Source organism: Streptomyces yerevanensis (genome assembly GCF_000716805.1).
Taxonomy (GTDB): Bacteria; Actinomycetota; Actinomycetes; order Streptomycetales; family Streptomycetaceae; genus Streptomyces; species Streptomyces flaveus.
This window is the reverse complement of sequence record NZ_JNWJ01000118.1, coordinates 1-9,682: the sequence shown is the minus strand read 5'-3', so window position 1 is coordinate 9,682 and position 9,682 is coordinate 1. Positions and strand designations below refer to the sequence as shown.

Here is a 9,682-nt window from a genome sequence, read left to right as displayed (position 1 = left end):
AGGCCGCACCACCCAGCCGATCGACTTCATCACCACAAACGGCCGCACCGCGGCCTGAGCCCGAACGAGGAAAGCCATGACGCTGACCATCGGCCCGCTACGGGCCGAGCCCGGTGGCGACCAGCGGGTCACGCAGAGCGGGGCGCTCCAGCTTCTGCCCGGCGTGGATCAGAATCCAGCCGCGGTTATCTAGAGCTGCCGAGCGTTTGCGCAGGCCATGGCACTTCAGGGGGCGAGAGACGTTGGGGACGTTTCGAAAGCACGGTGTGCATCGCCGCGATCAATATCTGCTTCCCTGACTGACGCCACACCTGTGAGGAACGGCACGCCGGTAGGTTCCGAGGGGCTCGCACCTGCCATTTCCTGGCGCTGGGAAGCCTCGTTGAGCTGACCGGGTGAACGCCTGAAGGCGCGACGGCAGGGGGTGGGTACGCGACAAGACTGGTCGAGCACGCCGAGACCTGGATGCTCGCGCTCCACCTGTTCCAGTCCGCGCTGGTCCACCTCAGCACCCTGCTATTGCAGCAGGTTCTCGCCGAACCGGCCCGGGCGAAGAGGCTGTCCGACGAGGACCGGCGCGGACTGACCGCGCTCTTCTGGTCGAACATCAACTCGTACGGAAGCTTCCGTTCCGACATGAGCAAGCAGCTGGACCTGCTGCTCTCGACCGTGCCCGGATCGCGACGCTAGATCGAGACCACCGTCCGTCGCCCCGAGGTGCACCATGGGGGCCCAGGATCACCGAAGTGGGTGGGCCGGGTGGTGCAGCGAGAGCCGTCTGCTGGCGTGGCTCGTTCATATGTCGACTGTCAGCCGTCTTGTGCGGCTATCGCTTCTGTCGTGCCAGATGTGAGTCTAGCCTGGTCAACCCCAGTGCGAGCGTGGCAATCAGCGCACAGCCGGTCATGCCGAGGAAGAGCGGCATGACGGTGTGGCCGCCCGCCACGCCCATCAGGGGAGCGACGGCCGCGCCGAGGACGCTTTGCAGTGTGCCGAGCACTGCCGAACCGGTAACGGCCGCGTGCGGCACGCGTTCGAGGGCGAGTGCGGTGGCGGTGGCGAAGACCTGCCCGAGGCCGAGGAAGCCGATGCCGACCAGGCCCAGGGCCCACACCCGGTTGAGATTTCCCGTGGCGGTGACGAGCAGGGCGACGGCGCTCGACACCAGTAGCACGGCCAGTCCGGTCTTCAGCAAAAGCCGAGAGCCGTAGCGGCTCACGAGGCGGGTCGCGGCGGCACTGGAGGCGGTGGCGGTGAGAGCGCCGACGGAGAAGGCCATGGATGCCTCGCCGACGCTGAGGCCCAGAACGTTTTGCAGCAGGAAGGGGGAAGCGGCGATGTAGCAGAACAGGGTGGCACTGGCGAAGCAGAAGGCAAGTGTGTAGCCGAGGTAGAAGCGGTCGGTCAGGACCGAGACGGCGGCCTTGAGTGTGACGCCGATGCCGCCGGCGTGTCGGTGTTCGGCAGGCAGACTCTCCGGAACGAGGAGTAACGCGGCCAGGAACATGAGCGCGGTCGCGCCGGCCAATACCAAGAAGACCGTGCGCCAACCACCGGAGCCGTTCACCATTGCCCCGCCGGCCAGCGGCGCCACGATGGGGGCGATGCCGCCCAGGGCCATCAGCATGCCGAAGATCCTCGCGGCGGCCGTGCCGGACGCGACGTCTGAGACCACGGCCCGGCCGACGACTACACCTGCAGCCCCGCTGAACCCCATGAGGAACCGCAGGCCGATCAGGAGCTCGAGCGACGGAGTGACGGCGCACAGCGCCGTGACCAATGTGCAGATTCCGGTTCCTATGAGGATCGGCTTCCGCCGTCCGTACCGGTCGGAGAGGGGACCCAGCACAAGCTGGCCGGCGGCGAGCCCGAAGAGGAAGGCGGTGAGGGTGAGTTGGACGCCGGCGGCGTCCGTAGCCAGATCCCGGGCCATGGCCGGAAAGCCCGGGAGGTACATGTCCGTGGACAGTGGGATCACGAAGGACAGCAGCGCGAGGGTCGCGGTAAGGCGGCCCGGCGGGGACGGGGGCGCCGGCTTCGGCACCGACTGGCCGACTGGGGTGGGGGCATGGGAGGTCATGGGCGCTCCGGGAAAGAAGGGGACAGCAGCGCAGCTGCTATAGATATATAGCTATAGGAAAAGCTAGGATGGGAGGGTGACCAAGGGCGATGCCGAACTCCACGACCATGCGCTGCTGCGCGAAGCCAGGCAGCTGACCCCCGCCATATATGCCCTCGCTCGAGTCCTGCGGCTGCGAGGGGTCGACGAGGCGGGACTGCTTCCGCTACCGCCGTCGGACCTGGAGGTCCTGCGCTATGTGTTGGATTCTCCGGGCACAGGAACGGGCGCACTCGCCCGCGAACTCGGGCTACACGGAAGCAACGCCAGCACGACCGTGCGGGGCTTGGTCGCCCAGGGCTTGATCCGCCGCGAGACCGATCCACAGGACCGTCGAGCCGTACAGCTGTACCCGACGCTGGACGCCCAGCACGGAATGGTGCGGATTGAGAATGCCTGGGCTGCCCTGTTCGCCGAGGCCCTGGCCGCGCTGCCTGCCGACGACCGTGCCGCACTCACCGCCGCGACGCCTGCACTGCGTGCACTCGGCTCCACTTTGCGAGACCTCCGCAGCACCGCTCGCGATTAGCTTGATCCTTAACCCCGGGCCCGGTCGTGTGGTCACTCTTTGGAGTGATCGCAGGGTATGCGGGCGGCCTTCCTCGTGATCCTGAACTCTGCGACGAGATACCGGAGTTCACCAGGAAGGCCGTGGGGATGAGTGTGCTGACGTCGGTCGGCGAACGGGACGGGTTCGCGGAACTGTCACGCTTTCGGACGGCCTTCTACGGGTGTTTGTCCGCGCGGGCGGACGCGTTCTTCGAGCTGACCGACGCGTTGTTGTGTGCGGATGGCCCGACCCGGACACCGGTCGAGCTGTCCCTGCTCGCCGAGCACCAGCGCGGCTACGGCTCGCTGTACGGCGCCTTGAACCACGGCCGACTCGACACCGACGACCTGCGTGACCTGCTGGTATCCCTGCCGATGCCGCGCTTCGACGGGCGGATCGTGCTCACCGTGGACGTCTCCCCGTGGCTGCGTTCGGACGCGGCCTGCTCGCCGGAACGGCTGTTCTGCCACGTCCATGGCCGTTCTCGTGAGGCCGCGCAGATCATCCCGGGCTGGCCGTACTCGTTCGTCGCCGCGCTCACCCCGGACCGCACGTCGTGGACGCAGGTCCTGGACGCGGTCCGGCTCGGGCCCACCGACGACGCCGCGGCCGTCACCGCCGACCAGCTGCGGGCCGTGGTCGAGCGACTGATCGCGGCCAGCCAGTGGCAGCCCGGCGACCGGAACATCCTGGTTGTGATGGACGCGGGCTATGACGTGATGCGCCTGGCCTGGGTGCTGCGCGACCTTCCCGTCGAGCTGGTGGGACGCCTGCGCTCGGACCGCGTCCTTCGGCTGCCGAAGCCGCCGCGTGTCTACGACCCCAGGGGCGGTCGGCCGGCCAAGCACGGCAAGGAGTTCAGCCTCGCAAGGCCCGCCTCGTGGCCGGAGCCGTCCGTGATGACGGTGAACGACACACCCCGCTACGGCAATGCCGAAGCCCGCGCCTGGGACCGGCTGCACCCCAAGTTGCAGCAGCGTTCCGCATGGATCGACCACGACAGCGAACTGCCCGTCATCGAGGGCACGTTGATCCGGCTCAACGTCGATCACCTGCCCGGCGACCGTGACGCACCGCCCGTCTGGCTGTGGTCGTCCGCCACCGGCGCCACGCCGGACGACGTCGACTTCGCCTGGTCGTGCTACCTGCGCAGATTCGACCTGGAGCACACCTTCCGCCTGTTCAAGCAGTCCCTCGGCTGGACCCGTCCACGGCTACGTGACCCGCAAGCAGCAGATCGTTGGACCTGGCTCGTGATCGCCGCACACACCCAGCTCCGCCTCGCCGGACCGCTCGCGGCGGACCGGCGCAAGCCCTGGGAGAAAACCACCCGCCCCGGCACGGCCCTGACACCGACTCGCGTCCGGCGCGGGTTCCGGCACCTCCGCCCGCACCTCGCCTGCCCGGCCCGTGCACCGAAACTCAGCCGCCCCGGCCCCGGACGCCCGCCCGGCTCCAGGAACCGACACCCCGCCACCCGCCACGACGTCGGCAAGACCCTCAAACGCCCCGCGAGCATCACCGAACGTGACGAGCGAGGTTAAGGAACAAGGTGAGAAGCCGTGTCAGAACCGGTGATCTGTGACGTTCCGTGGCTGGTGGACCGGTCGGTGGGGCCGGGCGTCGCGGTCGATAGGGGCCGGAACTCGGGGCCGTCGTCGCCGAACTGCCGGTGTCGGGTCATCGAGCGGTGAGGACGTGCGCCCACGGCTCATCGATGTCGGCCAGACCCAGCACGGCGACCACGTTGTCGAGCATTCCGGCGCCGAACCAGCGCCGCACGGCGTCGTCGTCGCCCAGCAGCTGCCGAACGGTGTCAACCTGCTTGGCGTAGCACCGCCGCACGGCCTGCCCCACCAGCGGCTCGCCGGCGGCACAGTTCGCGTGCATGAGGAAACGCAGGATACTCCGGTCCGCGACGAGCGCGGCGTAGGCGCCGCGCGCCGCATCCAACGCCGCCTCGGGCGCCGGCCCGGCCCCACCCGACGCCTGCGAGTGCGCGACCAGTGTGTCGGTCATGACGACGGACACGTGGTCGACCACCGCCGCGAACAGCGCTTCCTTGTTCGGGTACAGGCGATAGAGATACGGCTGAGAGATGCCGACCCACTCGGCGATCTCATGCGTCGTCGTACCGTAGAAACCCTTTTGCGCGAAGCAATCGACCGCGGCGGCCATGATGGCCCGACGTCGTTCGTCGCTCTTCGTGCTAGTACCGGCGGCAGGCATGGGCGTCAGTCCAACACGGCTTCCTGTCAGGCTCCAAAAGTGACGCTGCGGTCGGACTCGGCCGGCACCTCGGAAGGTGTGAGGGCCTCGATCGCGACCAGCGGGTTCCAGTAGTCCAGGTAGTGAGTGATGCATGCGTCGTCATCGGTGCGGACGACGGAGATGCACGTCTGCTCGTACGGCTTGCCGGTCAGCAGCGCCGTGCCCTTCGAGCGGAATTCAGCGATCACCAGACTCGGATCGACCGTGTCGTGGAACACCAGGTCGACGAACTCCACGTCAAAGGTCTCGGGAAAGTTGCCCATGTGCTCGACCAGTGCGTCTCGCCCCGTCACCCGCTGGGGCACGCCGGCCGGCGCGTACGGGAACTCGAGCACCGCGTCCGGGGCGAACAGCTCCACCCACTCCTCAGTGTGTCCTGCAGCGGTGAGGCGCAGGTGCTCGGCCACGGCGTGCTGGGCAGCGGCGCGGCGGCTGGTGTCGTCTTCCTTGACTGTCATCTTCACTCCTACATTAGTGGTCGACCTATAACTTAACACGTCAGCAGCCGTTGCGGGTGGTCGAGCAGGAGGTGACGCCAAGCGATCCCGGTCCGGTTCACGCAGAGGATGGCGTTCAGAAAACGCCCCCTCGGCGGCGGGCGGCGGCCCGGCACCATCGGTGCCCGTCACGCTTCGGCGAAGATCGTCGGTCACCGGGAGACTTCGCGGTTCGTCAGGACCAGCAGAGCCCTCACCAGGGCGGTCGCCCACTTCGAGTCGGTGCGTACCTTGCCGAGGACGCGCCAGTTCTTCAGATGGGCGAAGCCGTGCTCGACCGGCGCCCGTACTGCGGCAAGGGCCTTGTTGGACAGCTTCTGCCCTCGCGTCAGCGGCCGGTTCCGGGCGGCCTTGTAGCCGGTGATCACCGCCGGATCGGCGTCGGGACCGCTGTCGTCGAGCCCGACGAATCCCAGGTCGGCGATGGCTCCGAGGCCGGTCGCCCGCAGCCTGGCGGTGAGCCGGTCGTGACGACAGGCGGTGATCTCCGAGGTGTAGAGGCGGTACTGCGGGCTGCGGCCCCGCGATGCGGGGCTCGGTGACGTCCGTACCGTGCGCGGCCAGCGCGGCGTCGACGATCCGCTCGTCCAGGCCCGGCTCGCGGCGGCGGCCGCGCAGCACCAGGGCGAGGTGCCGGCGGGCTTCGGCGAGCAGGTGCCGACGGTGGAACGGGCCACCTCGGTGCATGACGTACACGACGGCGGCGACGTCGACGGCCGCCAGACCGACATCGACCACGGCGGCGCCCCGGACCCGGATCGCCCAGGCCGCGGCGCGTGCGCGCTCGAGGAGCGAGGTCACCAGGACGACCGCCGACACGTCGGCGAGCCAGGCCCGTTCCTCGGTGCGCTACTTTCTTTCCGAGTGCCCGTCAGGCGGGAAGCGGCCCCGGCCGGCGGCGCGAGTGTCATCGCTCTCCGGCCTGGCTCCAACACCACCCCCAACTCACACCACAGAGCACCGACAAACGCCAACACCCACCCACCGCCAAGGAGTCCCGCCCCCTATACGGACCCGCCCTCAGACCAGCCCCCGGCAACCGCCGGGGGCTGCGTGCTTCCCGGAAGAGGCCACCGTGCCGACCTACGAGACACTCCCCCGCTTCACCGCCGACCTCCACCAGCTCACCCCCGAACAGCGTCGGCGCTTTCGTCGCATCGTCACCCCCGGAACGGCGTCCACGTGGAAGCCCGCGCTCGCCATGTCGGGGTCCCAGGCACCGAGTTCCGCCGGGCGGCGGACATGTCCGGAGCACAGCAGCACCGCGTCACAGGCGGTCCTCGTGCGTGCGGTGGCCGCGCATCGCGTCGATCCGGCGCACGCTCACCCCGAGCGGGTCCGGGTGCCCTGCGGGCCCGACCTGTCCGGGAGGTCCAGGAGGAAAACCGTCAGCCAGTCGGCGTCCGACGCGTGGTAGCCCAGGCCTACCAGGGCGTCGGCCGCGGCGCGCATGTGCTCGGCGCCATAGACGACGCCGATGGTGAAGGAACCGGTCCTGTCCGCAGAACCGCGGTGGAAATCCATCAGCGCCCGCACGAGCAGCCGGTCGCGGCGCCGCATCACCAGATCCTCAAGGCCCGGCAGGAAGTCCGCTGTCGCCTCCTCGGCCTCACTCAGCAGGTCCTCGGTGGCCAGATGCCGGGCGAGGTAGCGGCGGGTGCCGAACAGCCGCATGCCCGCCGTGACGGCCGGCACCATCGCGGCCAGCATCACCCGTTCCTTCAACGGCAGCCGCCGGAAACCCTCCTCGAACTCCTCCCCGCCCATGTCGGGGCACACCACGGGCATGCCGAGCGTGTCGAAGTCGATGTCCTGCACGACGAGCCCCAGCCGCTCGTGCCCGTCCAACCGGGCGTACGAGGCCACGAGCGCGTCCGCGCTGACCGAACCCTTGCCTATGCCCTCCGCGATCACCAGATCGCAGCGGCGGCGCAGCCGGACCGTCACCTCCTGGAAGAAGTCCGCCTCGCCGAGGTGGACCATCGGGAAGAGCAGGAACTCGAGCCCCGTCCCCGGCTTGCGAAACCGTATGACCGCCGAGCGCACCCCCGCCAACTCGGTCACCTCGATGAACTGCATACGGCCCCCGTCCCCGCCCCATCGCGGAAGCAGCACGAGACGGCAATGCTGACCGTACCCGCACTCCCGCGCCCCCGTGGCGGGCTTACAAACAGACCTGCTGACGTCAGGACGCCCCGAAGACGCTCAACCGAATGTGTCTCCGTGCTGCGGCACCGGGAGCACGTGGCAGAGATTCCGCCACCTGTCGCCGGCCGGACCGCGGGCGGCGACGGTGGCGCGGTCACCACCCACGCGGCATCCGACAACTCAGAGCATCCCTCACGACGAGCTCAACGCCCCGATGATCGGACACTGTTGGCTCTGGCGCGGGTTCGGCTTCAGTACGGCGAACTCCGCGCCGTAGGGGTCGGCCATCCACGCGATCCGGTCGACGTCGGGCACGTCGGCGGCCGGCATGAGCACCGATCCGCCGTTGTCCTCCACCGCGCTGACGGTGTCATCGGCATCGGCGGCGGCGAACTTCACGGTGGACGACCCCCGCTTCTCCACCGCCCAGGTTGTCGGTCCGAGCATGCTTTCCCTGGACGGCCCCGAGCACAAGCGGCACCGCGCCCCTGTCTCGTCGATAACGAGGACACCGTCAGGCTCGCCAAGCCGATCGGCGACGTATGCCTGCACGTCGTCGCGGACCGCGTCCGCGTCCCACCGGGCACGGTTGAGGAGGTTCTGGAACCCATGAGGGGCACTGTGACCTGCGTACTCGGTGAGCTGCCAGCTGTTTTTCGTCCAACGGGCCCGAGCAATGCCCGCACGTAGTCCCGCATCCGCCGCCGCAGACCAGCCCGGCCGAACCGGTGGCCAACCCGCAACAACACCTCGTCCAGCTCGCCCGCCCACCCATCGGGGCACTCATCATCTTGCACGATCAGAACAACAGCGATCGAGCATCGCCGGTCACGAACTCCCGCCACATGACGGCCAGTCAGCTCGCTACACTCAGAAGCAGGCTCCTGACCAGCGACGATAGCGAACTGCAACTGGAGTACTAAACTGCTCTCCATCACACGTCAGTGATCACGTGTTGCGACCACCTCTGGAATTCGCCCGGGTCAGACCAGAGCGTTCTTGTAGAACAAGTTCGAGCGGCGGTCGACCGACGACCCCGAGGCGAAGCCGAGGAAGAGACGGGCCTCGCCGTCGGCCGTCTGATAGATGTCCAGGCCCTCCGGCTCCCGGAAGCCAAGGGACTCGCCGGCCTTGGTGAGGACCGGGCCCTGCTTGATCGCGCCGGTGTTCATGTCGATGCTGGTGATCTCGGAGTCGACGACGCCGCCGTTCACCTCGTAGTCCAGGGCGGTGAGGCCTTCGGCGACGGAGAGCTTGCTCAGCACGGTGGCGTCGTTGCTGTAGGGGGACAGGGCCTGTGCCGGCGGGACGGCGAGCGCGCCCCTGAGCCGCCCTCCCGGTCCCCCTTCAGGGCCCGCGCCCGTGCCTTGCTCGCCGGACACGAAACAGCCTGCGAGCAGCGGAGTGAGAGCAAGAGCCACGAAGACGCCAAGGGGGGTCGTACGCATGGAAGGTCCTGTCACGTGAGAGAGGGTGGTTTGAGCCCCTGCATGCCAGAGGTGGGCAAGGGGGCCCGGCCGCTATACCTAGGTAAGGCTTACTTAATCTTTTGTAGGTGAACTCTCAACCAATGAGATCGCTGAGCACGAGGTAACGCCATCCGCGACCGGATAGCTCCACCAACGCGTGACCTGACTCATCTCGGCTGAACCGCGAGCCGGCTTCCGCGCATGCAGCGAGCGTCGGCGGCGTACCCGTGAACGGCCCCGTCATTGGGCACCGCAACCCGGCCTCGCGGGAGGCTCACGGTCCCATGACCCAACGCCTTCGGCCGCACCTGCGGTCGGCAGGCAGGGGGCAGGTGCGGCCGCCGCCTCGACCTGTGCGACGAACAGACGGCGGCACTGCTGCCGGCCTGCGAGAGCGGGCAGGATCGCCAGGCGGTAACCCAGTACGCCGAAGCCCTCGCGGCTGAGCGTTGCACCCGCTCACGCGCTGAGAGGAAGAGGCGATGGCGCTGCTCACCCCGGTGCCGTTGAAATCCGCCTTCCTCGCGAGCGGTTGACGACGCTGGACAGGGTGAGCGCGGTGACCGTGTCCCGTACGCCGGGCATCTGGGCGATGTCCTCCCAGATGCCCCGTATGCGTTCCAGTGAG

General features: G+C 68.5%; 9 protein-coding genes and 3 pseudogenes. 3 read left to right on the top strand and 9 right to left on the bottom strand.

Annotation, left to right across the window (positions count from 1 at the left end; all coding sequences use genetic code 11):
- Positions 1–435: 435 nt before the first annotated feature.
- A pseudogene (locus OP79_RS47350) lies at positions 436–690 on the top strand (Tn3 family transposase); the annotation flags it as partial.
- 136 nt (positions 691–826) lie between these two features.
- Here OP79_RS47350 and OP79_RS47345 read toward each other — a convergent pair.
- On the bottom strand, positions 827–2,080 hold the full coding sequence (locus tag OP79_RS47345) for a multidrug effflux MFS transporter (RefSeq protein ID WP_078492509.1): 1,254 nt from the start codon (positions 2,078–2,080) through the stop codon (positions 827–829).
- A gap of 76 nt (positions 2,081–2,156) precedes the next feature.
- Here OP79_RS47345 and OP79_RS47340 point away from each other — a divergent pair, with 76 nt between their 5' ends.
- Together OP79_RS47340 and OP79_RS47335 are read left to right on the top strand one after the other, a co-directional pair.
- Positions 2,157–2,648 carry a MarR family winged helix-turn-helix transcriptional regulator gene (locus tag OP79_RS47340; protein WP_051745808.1) on the top strand — a complete coding sequence of 164 codons (492 nt, stop codon included), beginning with the start codon at positions 2,157–2,159 and terminating at the stop codon, positions 2,646–2,648.
- Between the two features lie 128 nt (positions 2,649–2,776).
- Complete coding sequence (locus OP79_RS47335) at positions 2,777–4,213, top strand: NF041680 family putative transposase (protein ID WP_033329419.1); 1,437 nt, start codon at positions 2,777–2,779, stop codon at positions 4,211–4,213.
- A gap of 136 nt (positions 4,214–4,349) precedes the next feature.
- Here the strand turns inward: OP79_RS47335 and OP79_RS47330 are convergent, their stop codons facing one another.
- The 8 genes and pseudogenes from OP79_RS47330 to OP79_RS58795 all read right to left on the bottom strand — a co-directional run bounded on the left by OP79_RS47330 (position 4,350) and on the right by OP79_RS58795 (position 9,033).
- Complete coding sequence (locus tag OP79_RS47330) at positions 4,350–4,847, bottom strand: TetR/AcrR family transcriptional regulator (RefSeq protein WP_245685720.1); 498 nt, start codon at positions 4,845–4,847, stop codon at positions 4,350–4,352.
- Between the two features lie 77 nt (positions 4,848–4,924).
- Positions 4,925–5,398, bottom strand: a complete 474-nt coding sequence (locus tag OP79_RS47325) for a nuclear transport factor 2 family protein (RefSeq protein ID WP_033329417.1) — start codon at positions 5,396–5,398, stop codon at positions 4,925–4,927.
- Positions 5,399–5,589: 191 nt separating this feature from the next.
- Positions 5,590–6,114: a transposase family protein gene (locus tag OP79_RS57745; RefSeq protein WP_245685719.1), complete on the bottom strand. Its 525-nt coding sequence runs from the start codon at positions 6,112–6,114 to the stop codon at positions 5,590–5,592.
- 490 nt (positions 6,115–6,604) lie between these two features.
- A pseudogene (locus tag OP79_RS57740) lies at positions 6,605–6,706 on the bottom strand (cyclase family protein); the annotation flags it as partial.
- A gap of 54 nt (positions 6,707–6,760) precedes the next feature.
- The gene (locus OP79_RS47315; RefSeq protein WP_245685718.1) at positions 6,761–7,552 is read right to left on the bottom strand and encodes a hypothetical protein; all 792 of its coding nucleotides are present in this window, start codon (positions 7,550–7,552) and stop codon (positions 6,761–6,763) included.
- 225 nt (positions 7,553–7,777) lie between these two features.
- Complete coding sequence (locus OP79_RS58385) at positions 7,778–8,032, bottom strand: VOC family protein (RefSeq protein ID WP_033329416.1); 255 nt, start codon at positions 8,030–8,032, stop codon at positions 7,778–7,780.
- Between the two features lie 39 nt (positions 8,033–8,071).
- A pseudogene (locus OP79_RS58380) lies at positions 8,072–8,382 on the bottom strand (transposase); the annotation flags it as partial.
- Positions 8,383–8,568: 186 nt separating this feature from the next.
- The gene (locus tag OP79_RS58795; protein WP_033329415.1) at positions 8,569–9,033 is read right to left on the bottom strand and encodes a hypothetical protein; all 465 of its coding nucleotides are present in this window, start codon (positions 9,031–9,033) and stop codon (positions 8,569–8,571) included.
- Between the last annotated feature and the right edge of the window lie 649 nt (positions 9,034–9,682).

Bases quoted from the DNA above. Each gene is read 5' to 3' on its own strand.
- OP79_RS47330 (WP_245685720.1), bottom strand. From the start codon at position 4,847: ATGGCCGCCGCGGTCGATTGCTTCGCGCAAAAGGGTTTCTACGGTACG.
- OP79_RS47325 (WP_033329417.1), bottom strand. From the start codon at position 5,398: ATGACAGTCAAGGAAGACGACACCAGCCGCCGCGCCGCTGCCCAGCAC.
- OP79_RS58795 (WP_033329415.1), bottom strand. From the start codon at position 9,033: ATGCGTACGACCCCCCTTGGCGTCTTCGTGGCTCTTGCTCTCACTCCG.
- OP79_RS47345 (WP_078492509.1), bottom strand. From the start codon at position 2,080: ATGACCTCCCATGCCCCCACCCCAGTCGGCCAGTCGGTGCCGAAGCCG.
- OP79_RS47335 (WP_033329419.1), top strand. From the start codon at position 2,777: ATGAGTGTGCTGACGTCGGTCGGCGAACGGGACGGGTTCGCGGAACTG.
- OP79_RS58385 (WP_033329416.1), bottom strand. From the start codon at position 8,032: ATGCTCGGACCGACAACCTGGGCGGTGGAGAAGCGGGGGTCGTCCACC.